At 64.0% G+C, this 16,255-nt stretch carries 18 protein-coding genes; 10 read left to right on the top strand and 8 right to left on the bottom strand.

What is annotated here, in order from left to right; translation table 11 throughout:
• Positions 1 to 201: 201 nt before the first annotated feature.
• The 3 genes from ACWHYV_RS20585 (at position 202) to amrS (ending at position 2,871) form a co-directional block, all read left to right on the top strand.
• Positions 202 to 861 carry a hypothetical protein gene (locus ACWHYV_RS20585; protein ID WP_447978365.1) on the top strand — a complete coding sequence of 220 codons (660 nt, stop codon included), beginning with the start codon at positions 202 to 204 and terminating at the stop codon, positions 859 to 861.
• Between the two features lie 406 nt (positions 862 to 1,267).
• Positions 1,268 to 1,645 carry a hypothetical protein gene (locus ACWHYV_RS20590; protein WP_447978366.1) on the top strand — a complete coding sequence of 126 codons (378 nt, stop codon included), beginning with the start codon at positions 1,268 to 1,270 and terminating at the stop codon, positions 1,643 to 1,645.
• Between the two features lie 128 nt (positions 1,646 to 1,773).
• On the top strand, positions 1,774 to 2,871 hold the full coding sequence (amrS, locus tag ACWHYV_RS20595) for an AmmeMemoRadiSam system radical SAM enzyme (RefSeq protein WP_447978367.1): 1,098 nt from the start codon (positions 1,774 to 1,776) through the stop codon (positions 2,869 to 2,871).
• A 49-nt stretch (positions 2,872 to 2,920) separates the two neighbouring features.
• Here amrS and ACWHYV_RS20600 read toward each other — a convergent pair whose 3' ends face one another.
• The 3 genes from ACWHYV_RS20600 to ACWHYV_RS20610 all read right to left on the bottom strand — a co-directional run bounded on the left by ACWHYV_RS20600 (position 2,921) and on the right by ACWHYV_RS20610 (position 6,460).
• On the bottom strand, positions 2,921 to 4,027 hold the full coding sequence (locus ACWHYV_RS20600; RefSeq protein WP_447978368.1) for a DNA topoisomerase IV subunit A: 1,107 nt from the start codon (positions 4,025 to 4,027) through the stop codon (positions 2,921 to 2,923).
• Between the two features lie 7 nt (positions 4,028 to 4,034).
• Positions 4,035 to 6,152: a DNA topoisomerase VI subunit B gene (locus ACWHYV_RS20605; protein ID WP_447978369.1), complete on the bottom strand. Its 2,118-nt coding sequence runs from the start codon at positions 6,150 to 6,152 to the stop codon at positions 4,035 to 4,037.
• A 68-nt stretch (positions 6,153 to 6,220) separates the two neighbouring features.
• Complete coding sequence (locus tag ACWHYV_RS20610) at positions 6,221 to 6,460, bottom strand: hypothetical protein (protein ID WP_447978370.1); 240 nt, start codon at positions 6,458 to 6,460, stop codon at positions 6,221 to 6,223.
• Between the two features lie 149 nt (positions 6,461 to 6,609).
• Here ACWHYV_RS20610 and ACWHYV_RS20615 point away from each other — a divergent pair, with 149 nt between their 5' ends.
• A complete protein-coding gene (locus tag ACWHYV_RS20615) occupies positions 6,610 to 7,488 on the top strand; it encodes a fatty acid desaturase (protein WP_447978371.1) in 879 nt (292 codons plus the stop codon).
• A gap of 102 nt (positions 7,489 to 7,590) precedes the next feature.
• On the opposite strand, the gene ACWHYV_RS20620 is transcribed toward ACWHYV_RS20615, so the two are convergent.
• From ACWHYV_RS20620 to ACWHYV_RS20630, 3 genes are all read right to left on the bottom strand, one after another.
• Positions 7,591 to 7,956 (bottom strand): hypothetical protein, encoded by a 366-nt coding sequence (locus ACWHYV_RS20620; protein WP_447978372.1) that lies wholly within the window; start codon positions 7,954 to 7,956, stop codon positions 7,591 to 7,593.
• Positions 7,957 to 8,485: 529 nt separating this feature from the next.
• Positions 8,486 to 8,953, bottom strand: a complete 468-nt coding sequence (locus ACWHYV_RS20625; protein ID WP_447978373.1) for an FKBP-type peptidyl-prolyl cis-trans isomerase — start codon at positions 8,951 to 8,953, stop codon at positions 8,486 to 8,488.
• A gap of 64 nt (positions 8,954 to 9,017) precedes the next feature.
• On the bottom strand, positions 9,018 to 9,512 hold the full coding sequence (locus ACWHYV_RS20630; protein WP_447978374.1) for a hypothetical protein: 495 nt from the start codon (positions 9,510 to 9,512) through the stop codon (positions 9,018 to 9,020).
• 658 nt (positions 9,513 to 10,170) lie between these two features.
• Here ACWHYV_RS20630 and ACWHYV_RS20635 point away from each other — a divergent pair.
• From ACWHYV_RS20635 to ACWHYV_RS20645, 3 genes are all read left to right on the top strand, one after another.
• Positions 10,171 to 10,605 carry a CBS domain-containing protein gene (locus tag ACWHYV_RS20635; RefSeq protein WP_447978375.1) on the top strand — a complete coding sequence of 145 codons (435 nt, stop codon included), beginning with the start codon at positions 10,171 to 10,173 and terminating at the stop codon, positions 10,603 to 10,605.
• Between the two features lie 74 nt (positions 10,606 to 10,679).
• Complete coding sequence (locus ACWHYV_RS20640) at positions 10,680 to 11,117, top strand: BON domain-containing protein (RefSeq protein ID WP_447978376.1); 438 nt, start codon at positions 10,680 to 10,682, stop codon at positions 11,115 to 11,117.
• Between the two features lie 69 nt (positions 11,118 to 11,186).
• Positions 11,187 to 11,969 (top strand): hypothetical protein, encoded by a 783-nt coding sequence (locus ACWHYV_RS20645; RefSeq protein ID WP_447978377.1) that lies wholly within the window; start codon positions 11,187 to 11,189, stop codon positions 11,967 to 11,969.
• 81 nt (positions 11,970 to 12,050) lie between these two features.
• On the opposite strand, the gene ACWHYV_RS20650 is transcribed toward ACWHYV_RS20645, so the two are convergent.
• Positions 12,051 to 12,635, bottom strand: coding sequence for a cupredoxin domain-containing protein (locus ACWHYV_RS20650; protein WP_447978378.1), 585 nt, complete (start codon positions 12,633 to 12,635; stop codon positions 12,051 to 12,053).
• 292 nt (positions 12,636 to 12,927) lie between these two features.
• On the opposite strand from ACWHYV_RS20650, the gene ACWHYV_RS20655 reads away from it, so the two are divergent.
• From ACWHYV_RS20655 to ACWHYV_RS20665, 3 genes are all read left to right on the top strand, one after another.
• Positions 12,928 to 13,101, top strand: a complete 174-nt coding sequence (locus ACWHYV_RS20655; RefSeq protein ID WP_447978379.1) for a hypothetical protein — start codon at positions 12,928 to 12,930, stop codon at positions 13,099 to 13,101.
• Positions 13,098 to 13,313, top strand: a complete 216-nt coding sequence (locus ACWHYV_RS20660; protein WP_447978380.1) for a hypothetical protein — start codon at positions 13,098 to 13,100, stop codon at positions 13,311 to 13,313. Before ACWHYV_RS20655 ends, ACWHYV_RS20660 begins: the two co-directional genes overlap by 4 nt.
• Positions 13,314 to 13,475: 162 nt before the next feature.
• Positions 13,476 to 14,714 (top strand): NAD(P)/FAD-dependent oxidoreductase, encoded by a 1,239-nt coding sequence (locus ACWHYV_RS20665; protein WP_447978381.1) that lies wholly within the window; start codon positions 13,476 to 13,478, stop codon positions 14,712 to 14,714.
• A gap of 7 nt (positions 14,715 to 14,721) precedes the next feature.
• Here the strand turns inward: ACWHYV_RS20665 and ACWHYV_RS20670 are convergent, their stop codons facing one another.
• Positions 14,722 to 16,098, bottom strand: coding sequence for a GAF domain-containing protein (locus tag ACWHYV_RS20670; RefSeq protein WP_447978382.1), 1,377 nt, complete (start codon positions 16,096 to 16,098; stop codon positions 14,722 to 14,724).
• Positions 16,099 to 16,255: the final 157 nt, after the last annotated feature.

Below are 16,255 nucleotides of genomic sequence, written 5' to 3' on the forward strand. Positions count from 1 at the left end.
CTCCTGCGGGCAACCCGAGCGGCATTCCCGATGACGCGGAGCGCTCATTCTTTCGACCGTCGGTGCTCGAAGAGCGGAATGCTTTATGAAAACTTCATGGTCCGCTCACATCGGGTTCATCAGAAGGGGCTACCGTTGACTCACCGACGCGAGTGGTTCCCGACGATGATTGAGCCCGGCAAGAGAGTGGCCGTGAGGGCTATGGCCGAAGACTCGAGCGTCGCCCGCCGAATCGTCGTGATGGAGGCTGATGACGCCCTGTTGGAGGACCTGCCCGCGCTGATCGAAGACCGGCTGCCCCACGTGGTGGTCGACGCTCGTCCGGCTCCACACCCCGTGCATGCGGAGCTGGGCGCGGATCGGCCGGCGGTCCTGCTCGTCGGGATCCCCATCCCCGGCGTCCCGTGGAATCGCATCATCGCGGACGCCAAGACCTTCCTGCCCGACGTGTCGGTCGTGCTTCTCGCGGAACAGGTGGACGGAGGCTTGGTCGAAGCGGCCACCTCGGCGGGGGCTTTCGAGGTCGTCCCCAAACCCTTCGACCGGTACGACTTCCTGTTGACCGTTAGGCTCGCGTTGCAGGCCAACCGCCTCGCCCGGTTCCTCAGAGCCAGACGGCTGATCGTCGAACGAGTCAATGCGAGGATCAGGGCGCTCGCGGAAGGCTTGGGGAGCCAACCTGGCGAGAGCCCGGATCTCCGGATGGGAAGACCATACACCGGCGGCGTGACCGCCTGCCACCGGACGGCCTATCACAATCTTCGGGCAGCCGAGCAACGGCTGTGTGCGAGCGCCGAACAGCTTCAGAACGCCTACGCGGCGGGGAAACAACGAAGCTGGAAACGGATCCTCGGGCTTTAGCCGCTCCAAGGCCCCACCGGCGCGAGGCAGCGCCAGCCCGATTCGAGTGCAAAGCCGAGGTTGGGCTCAGCGTCCATGGACGAGCCCGCGGCCTGAGCGCTCACCAAACCGACAAAGTCCCACACAGCCGCCTCGCCCGCAGAGCCCAGTACCCGAGTGGCCGGTTGGTCGGCACCCTGCAAAGACAAAATGTCCTCTCGGCGGACGGTTCGTATGGATTTTTTGCCAGGTAAATCTCCCCCCAACGAAGTTCCGAGCAGTTAAGCCGATCGGCAAGGCTGCACGGTGTGGCCTGCGGTTTGCCAGAAGGTGGTCATGGCGGGACTGGAGCGCCGCAGCTCGTGTGTCGGCTCGAGACACCGCCGCCATCCGATCGGGAAGTGTGCTCACAACACGGAGGTTGTCCATGCGAAGACTATTGCTGTCACTGGCGCTGCTCACGCCGGTGCCCATGTTCGCTCAGGCAGCGGATCTACAGTTGCAGCTCGTAGACAAGGATTGCTGGATCGAGGTCTTCGACGACGACAAGTACGACGCCGATGATCCCCACGTGAAGATTCCAGGTCCGCAGGAGTTCGCCAGCTTGAAAAATCTCGGCGGCCGTGACTGGGCCAACGACATCGAGAGCGTGATCGTGGGGCCGAGCGCGACCGTGCACGCGTACAGCGACAAGGACTTCCACGGGACGGAGCTCGCGTTTACTCCCAACCAACGCGTCCCGGATCTGGCCAAGCTGGACATGGCGAACGACATCGAGTCCATGAAGATCAGCTGCGGCAAGTGAGGGGGTAGCACCGCCGGGAGCGCGTGCCGCGCTCCCGGCTCGCCCTGACGACCGTCCGCCACGCGGTCGCATCCGCCCACATCCTCCGATCGCTTGGTATATTGGTATAATGGCCGCTGAAGATCGCCATGAACACGGTGGTACCGACCCGCTACTGGCATGCGCTCGGCGACGGCCGAATCCAGTGCGACCTCTGTCCGCGGTTCTGCACCTTGCAGGAAGGGCAGCAGGGGCTGTGCTTCGTCCGCGGCCGCCGGGACGACCGGATCGTGCTGAGCACGTACGGGCGCTCCAGCGGGTTTTGCATCGATCCGATCGAAAAGAAGCCGCTCCATCATTTCCTCCCGGGCTCAGCCGTGCTGTCGTTCGGCACGGCGGGGTGTAACCTCTCGTGCCGATTTTGCCAGAATTGGGACATGAGCAAGTCCCGGGAAATGGAGACGCTGGCGGACGAGGCCGCTCCGGACGCCATCGCCCGGGCGGCGCAAGCCTCCGGCTGCCGGAGCGTCGCCTATACCTATAACGATCCAGTCATCTTCCATGAATATGCGATCGACGTGGCGCAGGCGTGCCGCGAGGTGGGCATCAAGTCGGTGGCGGTGACGGCGGGGTACGTGTGTGAGGAGCCGCGGGCCGAGTTCTACCGCTTCATGGACGCGGCGAACGTCGATCTGAAGGGATTCACCGAGCGCTTTTACAAACGGATCTGCGCCGGGAGCCTGGAGCCGGTCCTAGACACGCTTCGCTACCTCAAACATGAGACCGCGGTGTGGCTCGAAATCACCACGCTTCTCATCCCCGGCGAAAACGATTCCGAGTCCGAGCTGGACGCCCTGACGCAGTGGATAGCCGGGGAGCTCGGGCCTGACGTCCCGCTCCATTTCACCGCGTTCCATCCGGATTGGAAGATGATGGACAAGCCGCCGACGCCGCCCGCGACGTTGAGCCGCGCCCGCCGGATCGCGCTCGCGAACGGATTGCGATACGTGTACACGGGCAACGTCGACGACGAAGAGGGAGGCCGGACCTCCTGCCATCACTGCGGGACGACGCTGATCGGTCGCGACTGGTATCACGTCACGGCATGGGGCCTCACGGACACCGGCTCCTGCCGGCGCTGCGCGACGGCCTGCGCCGGCGTCTTCGAAGCCGCACCGGGGGCATGGGGCGCCAGGCGCCGGCTGGTCGTCATTCGGAGCGTGGGCGGCGAGCCCCGGGCCTCCTAGGAGACGGTCGCCCGCTCCCGCGCCGTCCGATCGTCCGGCAGACGCTCTCTCAATCCAACCAGTCTTTCTCCTTGAGCTTCCGCGGCAGATACTTCTTCGTGAGGAACTGGAAGTCCTTGTTGGCGAGCGCGTCGAGCTCATACTTGAGGCCGCTCCCCAGCATGCGCTTGATCTCCTGCTGCCAGGCCGGCTTCTGGAACCACGGATAATTGAGCAGCTCCTTGGCCCGGGTGATGTCCTTCTCGTTCAGCTTGATGCCCACGTTGCGAGGCAGCTCGTACCGCTCGGGGTCGGCGCTCGACAGCCCCATGAACTTGGCCTTGGGAATCGCCATGCGCTGGCTTTCAAAGGCCAGGTTGATCGAGCCCTGCTTGACGACCGAGTAGATGTAGTACCCCCAGGGATCGTTGTCGACCAGCACGTAGACCGGCAGCCGATGCTCTTCGTGCAGCCGCCGCGCCAATCGCCGGACCCCGCGGGGCGGCTGGCCGTTCCCGGTCAAGAGCACGCAGTTGTAGCGCCGCCAGAACTTGTCTTCGGAGAGCCGGTTCCACTGGGTCCCTTTCTCCACGAGCAGCACGAAGTCGGCCGTGCAGCGGCGAATCTCGAGATATTCGGGCTCGACGATCGAGGGGACCGAGTAACCGCCCTTCCCCAGCTTCGCGCAGTCGACGCGGTCGCCGTCGTCGCCGAGGACCAACGGGCCGACCACGCTCCCGCCGTTCTCCGCCCGCACATGGAGCTCTTCACGCAGCGCCGCCAGCGACACTTCCAGATCTTCGATGATCGGATCGGATTCGTCCTGCGTGTCGAAGGTGTTCTCGTGCGAGTTCCGGATCGTGTGTTTGGTCCGGTAGTAGATTTCGCGCAGCGAGGTGGTCAACCGTGCCCGCTGCAGCTCGCACAGCGCGTCGGCGACGAGCATGGTCTGCATGAACTTCTTGGCCATGCCGACGTTGAAGAACGAGCGCGCCTGCTTTTTGCCCCCCATTTCGATCATGCCCTTCCGCTCGTTGAACGCAACGTTCGAGAACGCGCGAATGGGGATCGCCAGCGTCGGATCTTTGGAGCGCTGAGCGGCGGTCACCACCAGGTCGGCAAGACCAACCAGTTTCTTCTCCACGAGGCCGTTGGGCTTGTCTTTCTTCTGTGCCATCGTCACCCTATTGCTTCCGGCCGGCCGCCGGGCGGGGCCGTTCCTTCCGACTTCGTCGCCGGCCCGGGGCCGGCGTCCCAGCCGAAGCTCCCGTATCGGCGAAGAGCGGGAGCTGAGCCGCTGCGCCCTTGGCGGGCTTGAGGCCCGTGCCCGGCCGGTCTCCCGATCCGTCGGACGCCCCGGACGGCGGCGCCGGCGTCTTGTCCTCACCGGACAGAGCCGCCTGGGGCGCACTCGCTACCGGCGCGGTATGACCGTGAGACGCCCCCGCCTCCGCGGCCACCGGCACTTCTCCCTCGATCCCTTCCGGCGTCACGATGATCGAGTGGGGCAGGCCTTCCGGTCCCGCTCCCGTTTTCCCGAGCACCTCGTCCGTTTTGAGACCGCCCGTCCGCGACGCCGCAATCTTCTGGAGTTGCGCCTTGAGCTTCTCGGTCGGCACTTTGCCGCCCTTGAGGCGGTTGCACGCCTCGACCACTTCTTCGATGTAGAGCTCGAAGAGGTTGCGCCGCCGATATTCGCTCGCCGCCCGTTCCCGGCGCCGTAAGTAGAGACCCAACCGCCGGCCGCATTCACGCAGCGCCAGCGTGATCTCTTTATGAATCTCGTCGTAATCGGCGATCGCCTCCTTGCTCTCGCTCGTGAACGGCACCCATACGGATGCCATGTGGACGAAGATCACCATCGGCCCGGCCGGGAGCGCCCCTCGCGACTGCGCGATGCCGTAATTGCGCCAAGTCGTGTCGAGCACCGCCTTGAAGGTCGCGCAGGCGGACTGCTGGTACAGCAGCGGCACCCGGTTCGCATAGCGGATCACCCTGGCCAGCTCCGAGTCTTCGTCCCGCCCCTCCCCCTCGGCCAGCGGTCCCGCAGGTCGCGGCTTCGCCGCGGCGTCCGAGCTGTTCCCGTAGGCCACGCCCGCCTCGATGATGAAGGGATTGCCGCGATACACGGCCGGCGGCCGGCTCACCGCTGTATAGAACTCCCCTTTGATCTGCTTGTAGAGGCCGGCGAGAATCGCCTTCTCGCCGATCGGCGAGAGACAGTTCGTGGGCGGCGCCATGATCTTGGTGACTTGAATCGTCTGATAGAGCCGCTCCGCGGTCGGGCCGTGGATGGCCCGTGGACGGGTCTCGGGCGCCACCTTCGCGGCCTGGCAGATCTCCTCCGCCAGCGCGGGCGACACCCGACAGAAATCGCTCGACAGAAAGCCCGCGAGCGTGTGGCTCTTGGTGTCGTGCAACATCTTGAGGAGCATCCCGAACTCGATCCCGTACGGGTGCGGCTTGATCTCGCGGGGAGCCGGCGGCAATTCATGGTACGTGCGCGGGTACTCCTTCGTCTCGCCGTCCGGCGTCCGGTACACCAGCCGCACGTGCGGGTTCGCAATCGAGGTCTGCTCCAGGTACTCGTCGACCGACGCCCGCCCTTTTTGATACCGGCCGTCCACTTCGAGCGAGACCTGAGTGCCGCGAGGCTGCTCCCAATCGATCTGCTTGTTCTCGTGCACGAGCGGCTCGTTCTTCTTCGTGTCGATCTGGACTTCGAAGTAATGCGCCGCCGCGCGCGGACCGGTCCGCGAGATGATCCTCACCGGCTTGCCGGTCGTCAGTTGGCCGTACATGCCCGCCGCCGAGATCCCGATCCCTTGCTGTCCTCGGCTCATCCGGAGGCGATGGAATTTGGACCCGTACAAGAGCTTGGCAAAGATGCGGGGAATGTGCTGGCGGACGATCCCGGGGCCGTTGTCGGTCACCGTGATGCGAAACCGGGTGGCCTGGCTCGCAGGCGGTGTCGCGCCCCCGTTCGCCACCACGTCGAGCTGCACCGTGACATCCGGCAGGATCCCGGCTTCCTCGCAGGCGTCGAGCGCATTGTCGACCGCTTCCTTCACGCAGGTCAGCAGGGCCTTACGCGGGTTGTCGAACCCCAGCAGATGGCGGTTCTTCGTGAAAAACTCGGAGACGGAGATTTCCCGCTGCCGCGCGCCCATCTCCACGGCGGTCACCGTCTGGGCGGGACGGCCGCCAGGGGGACGGCCCTTGGGGGACGCGATTGGTTCGGCAGGAGGCACGGGTGGCGCCGCGGGCGAGGCAGACGATGAGAGATCCTTCTTCTTGGCCATTGACCCTCTCAGATGATGGGCGATCCGACTTCGGCACGAAACCGGTGGGCATTCTACCAGAAGACCGGTCAGTCCTTTCCGAGCCCGGCAACCGTGAGCACGGCGTACGGTGCCAGGTAGTAGCCGGCCACGGAGGCGGCGACGCCGAAGACGGCACCCGGCAGACCGGAGAGAAGGACGCCGATGATCGGGGAGAGGAACACGATGAGGATCATCAGCACGGCGATCGGCTTGTTGCGATCGTAGAACGCGCGCCGCGGCTCACTCTTGAGCAGGTGACTGAAGGAGCGGTCGGGATGATGGCTCACGGGAACAGGATAACAAAAGAGGGAGCGATCGTTCCAGGCCCGGCGGGCACCACATCCACCCCGGCCAGCGATGAATTGCGTAGAACACCCAGATTGACTAATTGACCGAGTAGGCCTAGAACCTACGCACGTCATCCCAAGGATTTTGCATGCGACGGATCAGCCAGCTAGCCGAGCCCGACGAATGGCAGTGGGTTCGCCGAGCGCTGCTCGATTGGGCGGTCATCGTGGCGGCGGTCGTGGTCACGGGATGGCTGGACCACCCTGTCGCCTTTGTCTTGGCGGCGCTGATCATCGCGGTGAAACAGCACGCGCTCGCGATACTCGCCCATGACGGTGCGCACCGCCTCGTCAGCCGCAACCGACGGTTGAACGACCTGCTGACGAACCTCTTCTGCTTCTGGCCCTTGGGCTTCCCGCTCGAGGGCTACCGTCGCTTTCACTTTCAGCACCATCGGGCGACCGGGACGGATCAGGATCCTGAATTGATTCACAAGCGGGCGTTCGGGCAATGGGAGGTGCCGATCACCTCCCGTCAACTCACGATGCACGCGTTGACGGATTTGCTCGGCGCGGGAATCCCCCATCTTGCCATGGCCGCCTATCTCACCCGCGCCGTCTCCTTCGTCGACGGCATCATGGCCCCGTTGTTTTGGCTCGTGACCGGCACCGTGGCCTGGCTGGCCGGGCAGGCGTGGATTGTGATCCTGTGGTGGGCAAGCCTGCTGTTTTGCCTCTGGCCGATCTTTCGGTTGAGGATGTGGACCGAACACGGGGGCACTCACGGAACGCACCGGATTTCTGCCGGCCTTCTCGCCCGGGCCTTGATTCTGCCCCACAATACCTACATGCACTGGGAGCATCATGAGTTCCCGATGATACCCTGCTGGAACCTCCCTCGAGTCCGTGACCTGATTGCCGCCCCGACGATTACGTCGCTGCCGCACCTGTTCCGGGCGCTTCGGCAGCCGGCTGCGCCGGACACCGTGGCATTCACATCCGATACCCGGCGGGCCGCTAGCGACTGACCCCGACGGCACCCAATACGAAGTCTGGGGAAGCCCTCTCCGCTCCATCCGCATGCACCAGCCCCGCCACATGCCCCAGCCCCGGCTGCGGCCAAACTGGCCTCAGAGCTCGGTGGCCTTCTCCCCGGCCTCGTCCGGTGTGGCTTTGAAGATATAGATCGTCTGCGTTTCGAAGTCGGCCACGAGGCGAAGCTCATCTCCAATGCCGACGTCCGCCGGGGCCCCATCGACGGGGAGCCGCAGCTCCTGACCTTCTTCCGTCTCGGCGATGAATTCGTCGCCCTCCTTTCCCACGATCGTGGCCCGCATGGTCTCCGCGGGCTGAGCCTCATTGGAGGGCCCGGTGTTTTCCACGCCGCGCGCATCCCGGCCGTCCGTGGATAGGATGGATCTCGGGGCCTGAGCCCCGGCCGGTGCAGCCAGCAGCCCCACGCCAAGGGCAAGAGTCGACAGCAGGTGTGTGAACATGGTGACCTCCGTTCCTTCATCATCACAGCCTGCCCGGGCGATCACAATCGGAGCGTCTCCGGCACCTAAAGAGAAGAATGTCTGACAGTTGTGAAGACGCGCGCGGCCGCACGGTCTTCATAATAGGATGGGGAGGAACCCGTAAGTACTTCGCAGCCACGAAGCTCCGGCTTCCTCGGACAGCCTCGGACGGATCGTCTGACTGCCCTCGGGAACGGACCGGGGTACGGTTGGGGCATGTTATGCGCGTTGTGTTTTCACAGGGACTTCGTCCACACCGGGGCCTTCTGGCGGTGCAGGCAATGCGGGCACATCGTCACGGGTCAAGCCTTGTTGGTGGATGACGACCAGCGGGACGGTCCCCCGCGTCACGCTCGTCGACCCGAAGGCCGCAAGGAACCGCGCGGCGGGTAACGCCGGCCGTCCCCTGCCCCGCCGACCCGACGACTGTGCATTGTCACACCGTGCCTCGGTGACCGGCGTCCCGCGGCTTCTCTATTATTCTGTCTAGCTCCATCTAGTATTCTGTCTAGGCTGACTCTTTCCGTGAAGACGATTCGGGGACGTCGACGATCTCAACGAGGTCGATGTCGAAAATCAAATCCTTCCCCGCAAGCGGGTGATTGGCGTCAAGGGTCACGCCGACCTCGGAGACCTCGGTCACGCGCACAGGAACTGCGTTGCCATCCGGACTCCGTACCTCCAGCTCCATCCCGACATCGGGATGGACCCCCTCTGCGACGAACAGGGCGGGGTCGACGGTGACACAGAGGGATTCTTGGTGAGGGCCATAGCCGAGCTCACTGGGGATCTTTTCCGTCTTCGAGTCGCCCGGCTTCATGCCAAGGACCGCCTGATGGAAGCCGCGGATCAAATCATTGCTTCCGAGCTTGAACTCCAATACGCTCCCTCCTTGTGAGGAATCAAAGACCGTCCCATCCTCTAGCTTGGCGGTGTAATGGACTCGGACGGTATCTCCTACTTGCGCCTGCCTCATGGTGTCACCCTCAAAAATGTTGAGCATCCGCCACCGGTGGTCGATGGTCGCGGTATGCTTGCTCTCACTGTAAGGCCAACGACGTGATGCTCGCCCGGCATGGCCGGCCGTTCTTATCCGGCCGGATCCAGATCCAGACGTTGGTCACACCCTCTCCCGGTATCTGCCATTCTTCGTGCTCGAACGTCGTACCCGGCGGGCTGAACGTATATTCCTGGCGGAGGATTTCTCGGTACGTCTGCCCACCGTCCCGTGAGATCGAGAGGGCGAGCTCCTGGATTCGACTGACCTCAGGCTCTTCGACTTCGAGACTCACTCGACGAACGGTGTGCGGAGCATCGAAGGAGAGCACCACGCTTTGATCGCCGGACTCGCCGGCAATCCAACGTGTGCTGCCGGGCCCGTATTGGCCGTCGCAGATGTGGTCGACGGGATGCTCCGGCATCTCTGAGGACACCAGGACCGTGGCCACCTCGGGGATCGAGATGCCGGCTGGTCCGTGGCGACGGCTGCTTCCGCCTATGCGATGGCCGCTCCCAAGTATCTGTTTGCGTAGCATTGCGCTTCCTCCTTGCCCTCGAGGGCCGCACACGACCGTCCGCCCATCCGCACACTATGCTCCATGTCTACTCCACCCCCCGGGAGAGAAGCCTATCAGTCAGATCACGGATTTCTTGTAGGACCGAGCGGAGCAGTGGGCAAAGGTAAGGCAAGCATACGTTCAACGGAACAAAGGCCTGGTTGACGAAGGACAAGCGGAATCGCGCTCATGAGAATGAAAATGAATCGGGAATGTCGTCATAGGACCCGCCGCTCGGACATCTCGTTCTGGTCCGGACACCTTGACCCGTATTCGGAACATGGTCCGCAGCGTGAGCTGCCGTGCGCATGGAGCCATCCCGTATCACTTTGTGCGATCCGCCGTAAGCCGCGCAGACTCCCCGCCTTTCGACTGCTTACCCGACGTAGCAGACGAGCCGACCGCTCTTCGCTCGCTTGACTGACGCAGGGCACCGGACTTGCCTCGGTACAGCAGTGAGGCACGGCCCATCGATCAAGCACCGGACGAGGCAGAACCAAGGCAGCAAGGTCGCGTATGACACCGCCCAGACGTCTATTGGCCGCCTCGTGCTTCGTGCGCCTCGGCGCGGCGACACCTGGCTGAGCCGCGGTGGACGCGGTGGAAATTGGAAAGATTTTACCAGGAGGAACCAGACATGACATGCGAAGACATCATGACGCGAAACCCCACGACCTGTACCCCGGCAGCGACTGCACAGGCTGCGGCGCTGATCATGTCCGAAGAAGACGTCGGGATCGTTCCGGTGGTTGACCCACAGACCCGCCGGCTCGTAGGCGTTGTCACCGATCGGGACCTCTGTCTGGATGTCGTCGCGGCGGGACGGAACCCGCACGACGCCAAGGTGGCCGAGAGTATGCACACCAACCCGATCACCTGCCGTCCCGAAGACGATCTTCAAGCCTGCCTGCACCAGATGCGGCGGCATCAGGTGCGGCGCATCCCAGTCGTCAATGAAGAAGGCTGCTGCGTGGGCATCATTTCCCAGAAGGATCTCGCCTTGGCACTGAACGAGCCGGACCAATTGGCCGACACCGTCAAGGAGATCTCGAGGCCCGCGCATGCGGCATGAGGCACGACCGAGGCGGGGAGGACAGTGACTCGCACAGCTCGCACAGACAGCTCGCACAGGAAGGAGGAACCGCCATGAAGACGGCATGTTCGACTGGACTCGTGCTTGGTGGGCTCCTCGTGTTTCCGCTCGGACTGGGGACCCTGGACGGCCATGCGGCAGAGACCGTTCCCTTGGTGGATCAGAAGAGCACGGGCCCGCGAGACGATGAGATGTTGTCGGCCAAGCTCGAAGAGAAGCTCCGGATGGACGGCCGGATCAATTGGGGCCTGCTTGCAGTCGCCGTCAAGGATGGGCAGGTCACGCTCTACGGGGTGGTGAAGACCCCGGAGGAGGAAGGGCTCGCGACCCGGATTGTAATGTCCGAACCGGGAGTCAAGGCCGTCCAGAACAGCCTGGTCGTTGAACCCAGTCTTCCAGAAACGGAGAAGAAACCAGACCTCACGGACAAGGATGGCAAAGCCGTCCTTGAAGGCGAGGGACAGATCAAGGAGCAGCAAGTACTGCCATGACGATCCATCGGATGTTTGAGCCTGCATCCCTGTCCGCTGTCCCAGAAACTCTACGAGAGGAGAACAGCCATGAATAGGATACGGGGGATGGTGATCGTGGCGCTGCTGGCGGGAGGAAGCGTCTCCGTCGCGCTGGCGTCAGATCCACCCGGGAACCTCCTTCAAGGGAATCGGCATGTGATCGGGATCGTCGAGGACGTGAAGAGTGGCCAAATTCAAGTGAATACGGGAGAGGTGCAGCCTCGGTTCCTTCCCGTGCACCAATCTACCGACAAAGCGATGGCTTCCGTCAAGAAGGGGGACCGGATCGAGATCACGCTCAACGAGCAAAATCTCGTCGTTGACTACCACCTTGCCGGGCAGCCGGGCACCCACCGAATCATCCATGGACGGCTGATGCAGCCTCTGGTGATCGGGCATGAGGAAGCGTTGATCAGGACCGACGAGGGAAAGGAAGAGACATTCGGCGTGCTCCCACAGGCGCGCAGTAAGGTCGCCTCGATCCCGGTCGGGGTGGAGGCTGAGTTTCTCGTGGACGAGGCAGCCCGCATCGCCGATGCGATCTTCGCGAGCCAAGAGGCCCTGCACCGGGCACAGGCGAGTCCCGAGCGCAAATCGCCGCTCAAAGGTGCGCATCGTCGGGTCGAAGGGACGATCGTCGAGCCGCTGGAAAAGAACATGGTGACCATCCAGACGGTCGAGGGTGAGCGACAGCCTTATGAAGTCAGGAGGTCCGTGCAAGAGAAAGTCTCAAGGCTGGGGAAGGGCGATGCCGTCGTGCTGATGGTCGATGGCGAGGACAAGGTGATGGACATCGCGACCGAGGTGAAGGCAGGAGGCCGAGAAGGATAGCGGACTGCCATCCGGCGGGGCGGCTTCCGCCGCTCCCGCCGGTGTACGCGCTCGGGGCGCCCGAGAGGTCAAAGGTTGGCCTTACTTCTCCTCGGGCGTCAGCGTCAGCCCCGCCTCCGCCTCGGGTCTCGACGGCGTGATGCGTGGCGGCGTCTTGCCTTCCTCCACTTCACGCCGAGAAGCCGATGTCCCTTCCGGCGCGGCCTCGCTGATCGAGGCGGCCGTCGCCCCGCCCTCTTCGACACGGATCTGCGCCGAGAGGACTTTTTCTCCGCCGGCCACCGGGCCCTTCTCCCGAGCCATATATTTCACCGTCCCGGCTTTATCAAAACAGAAGCTCGCATAGCGACCGGGGCTGATCTCCGCCTCCTGGTCGATCGCGGCCCGGAACCCGCGTTGGCACGCGGCGTGGTGGGCCGCCTCGATCAGGATCACCCGTATGGGCAAGGTTCCATCATTGATGAATCGGACCTCGTCCCCCACATCGACCTTCAAATCGGCCGGTGCGACGGAGGCAAAGTTGATCCTCACGTCCACGACCTTGCCGGTTCGACTGGTTTCAGGAATGGCGGTCCGCTGACCCGGTGTCAACTGCTGGCACGCCAACAAGAGAATCGCCATTCCCCCTATGCCGAGAATTCGCCCTGCTCCAAGCATTCGTTTCATGGTGGCCTCCTTGACTGGTGATGCCTTTCTTTCAGCGTACTCCGCACTAGAGGAACGAGGCCAGGGTGGCAGATTCGTAGGGCTTGGGGGAAGGTATGCCGGCGCGGGGCGCGGGCGGGGCGGCCCGTCGTTCCTCCGACGCCGCTGCATCAGGATCCGTCCAGGACGCCGCCGTGTGACTCGTCGGGTGAGCCGTTCTTCGCCGCCGTCCGTCCGCCTATTCCGTTTTCGCACGTCATGCAGTAAGATAGGCTCGTCGGTCGACGTGTTCTCTCGTAGACAGGATGCGAGTGTGATGTCGAAGCGTTTGACATACGATGAACAAAAGGCTGCTGAAGCGGCATTTCGCGGCCTTCCACCGGACAGCAAATGGTCTTCGTCTGCGCGGGCCATCTACGACGGAATCATCAAGGTCACCCAAGGCCGGGATGTCGCGGAACCACTGGTCGAGGAGGTGACGGTATGAAACGCCATGACAAAGAGCCGCGCGTGCAGGCGGACTGCTCGGAGCGCTCACTTCGGTCCTGGGCGCTGGTCGAGGCGTGCCCTCGGTGCCACCGCAATTCCTTGGTCCAAACCGGCGCCTTCTGGTCTTGTCGGCACTGCTTCTACGCGATCACTCACACCGCCCTCCGGCGCGATCAAGCTGAACGCAGCACCGATCCCCGCCCGCGCTAACTCGCCGGACCGCTGCGCACCTCACCTGCCCGCGACCTCGCCCATGTTCTTCGCGGTCCTTGACGCATCGTTCCCATTCGCCTGCGCACCTGCTGATCGCCAGGAGAAACGGGGGCCCACTCCAAAGTGCTGGAGCCGCGACAGACGAAGGACCGGCGTCGAGTGGTGATCATCGGCGGGGGCTTTGGCGGCCTGACGGCTGCACAACGCCTCGCCGGGATGCCTGCGGACATCACGCTGGTCGATCGGACCAACCATCACGTCTTTCAGCCGCTCCTGTACCAGGTGGCCACGTCCGCCTTGTCGGCCGGCGACATCGCGTCCCCGCTTCGGACGATTCTGCGTCGGAGCGGGGTCACGGTCATGATGAACGAGGCGATCGCCGTCGACCGTGCGGCGCGAACGGTGCGGCTCCAAGACGGGGAGCTGCCCTTTGACGACCTGGTCCTGGCGCCCGGATCGCGCCACTCCTATTTCGGTCATGAGCAGTGGGGGCGGATCGCCCCGGGCTTGAAGACCCTGGCGGATGCCTTGGAGATCCGCGAGCGGATGCTGCTCTCGTTCGAATGCGCGGAGCGGGTCGGGGGGCAGGCGGCCAAGAAGCATCTGACGTTCGTCATCGTCGGCGGCGGGCCGACCGGGGTGGAGTTGGCCGGTGCGATCGCCGAGATCGCGCGGCGGTCCATCCTCCCGGATTTCCCGCGCATCAGCCCGGACGACATTCAACTCGTCCTGCTCGAGGCGGGCGACCGCATCCTCGCCGGGTTCGACCCGCGTCTCTCGGCGGAGGCGCAGACGGTCCTCGAAGAGTTGGGGGTGGACGTCCGTTTACAGGCGCGCGTCACCGAGGTCACCCCATCCGGTGTCTGGATGGGAACCGACGTGCTCGAGAGCGCCAACATCATTTGGGCGGCGGGGAACGAAGCCTCACCGCTGCTGCGCTCCCTCGATGCGCCGCTGGATCGGCAGGGCCGCGTGATCGTCGAGAAGGACCTCTCGATCCCGGGCGACTCCCACATCTTCGTCATCGGGGACGCGGCGTGCTCGATCGACAAGGACGGCGCTCCGCTGCCCGCGCTGGCTCCGGTGGCGATGCAGCAGGCCCGGTACGTGGCGCGAGTGATTCGGCGCGGCGTGCCGGCCGACTCGCGGCGGCCGTTCGTCTATCGGGATCGCGGCATGTTGGCCACCATCGGGAAAGCGCACGCGGTGGCGCAAATCGGCCCGATTCGGACCGTCGGTGTGATCGCCTGGCTGCTCTGGTCCCTGGTCCACATCTTCTTTCTCATCGGCTTCCGCAACCGGCTTCGCGTCATGTTCGAATGGGCCTGGTACTACCTGACCTACCGCCCGGGCTCCCGCCTGATCGTCGGGAACAAGAGCGAGAGAGACGGGCTCTAGTCGCCTCTCATCGCGGTGCCGTGCCTGTCTCCACCTCCGCCATCAGCCGGTCGCGCCGGATCAACTCCTCCATCACGCGTTGGACGGTGGGTGAGGCGCCGATCAAGCGGTCGGGCAACCCTCCGCCCGCTCCCACCCGGACGTCGATGATCACGGCAAGAATCTCGGCGATGAGCTTTAGAAACCCGCGTTCATCATCGGGCCACTGACGGGACTCGCCGACTGAATGAGCGGAGAGCACGCCGAGGAACCGTCCCTCCCGGTGAATCGGCACCTCCAAGCCCGACAGCGCCACGGCGGGATCGTCAAGGAAGACGGGCTGAACGGGAGCCATGCGCTCATCGGAGACGAGATGGTCGACCTGCACGACGCGTCCGGCCATCAAGGGCTCCAGGTAGGCGGGATCCGGCCGGACGAATTGCCCGGCGATCACACGATGCAGTTGGGGGGTGCGCCGATACAGGTGCCGGCACTGCAGCGTTCCGGCTGCCGCATGATACTGCCAGACGGCCATCCGAACGATGCTCACCCCTTCACCCGCTTCCTCGAGGATCCGGCGAATCGACTCCGCCGCGCTCCTGTCCGTCATGAGGACGTCGAGCGAAGCGAGCAGGGCCCGCTGTTGCCGGTGCAACCGCGCCCTATACCCGATCTCGGCCGCCGTCGCTGCTTCCCAGAGGGAGGCCGGTCTCGCCTCCACCGTCTCCGCAAGGCCGTGCGACACCAACAAGGCCGAGATCAAGACCCAGAAGTAGCCGAACGGATAGAGGGCCGCCCCAAGCTTGGGAATGAAATCCACGCCGGCCAGATACCCCGTCACGATCCCCAACCCGACGAATTGGACCATCCGCTTCCGCCCATAGGACTCCGCGGTCTTGTAGGCGCGATAAAAATGCCAGAGGCTGGCCGCCGCCATCGCGCCGAAGTATCCGATGAAGGCGATCCCGGCGTGACCATAGAGCGGGTAGAACCCCCACCACTGCCTGGTCACCCGAGGGATCAGCTCGGTGTTGAAGGCGAGTCCGGCAAAGAGGAGCGAGACCAGCCACGCCGCCCAGACGGCCGGTCGTTGCGTGTCGTAGAGATCACGGAGGCGGATGGCCAAATGGTAGGTGGCGGCGCAAATGAACGGCACGCCCAGATAAGCGAGCTTGGCCCACGCAAGCGCGTCCTGCTCGCTCTTGCTCGAATACATCAAATGGAAGGACAGTAACCAAATCGCAGCCGCCACGAACACGAGGCTCAGGGGCAGCCGGATGCTACGCGGGACCCCGTGCACCAGGAACTGGAGGAGCACAATGCACAATCCGGCTGCAGCCGCGAACGGCGGCAGCGCATAGGGATTGAAGAAGTAGTGGTTCGTGTCCAGCAACTCGGTCAACATGACCTACCAAAGCGTGCACCGCCCCACCCAATCCTTTTAGTGTTTCATACTCGCGCCCCACCGGATTAAGAGGCCGGCGAGTACTTCGACGTGTGACGATTACTTACGTATCCGGCCAAGAGAAGCCCGGTATACGACGTAAGCATCCGGCTGATAG

It is taken from the genome of Candidatus Nitrospira bockiana (assembly GCF_965152565.1).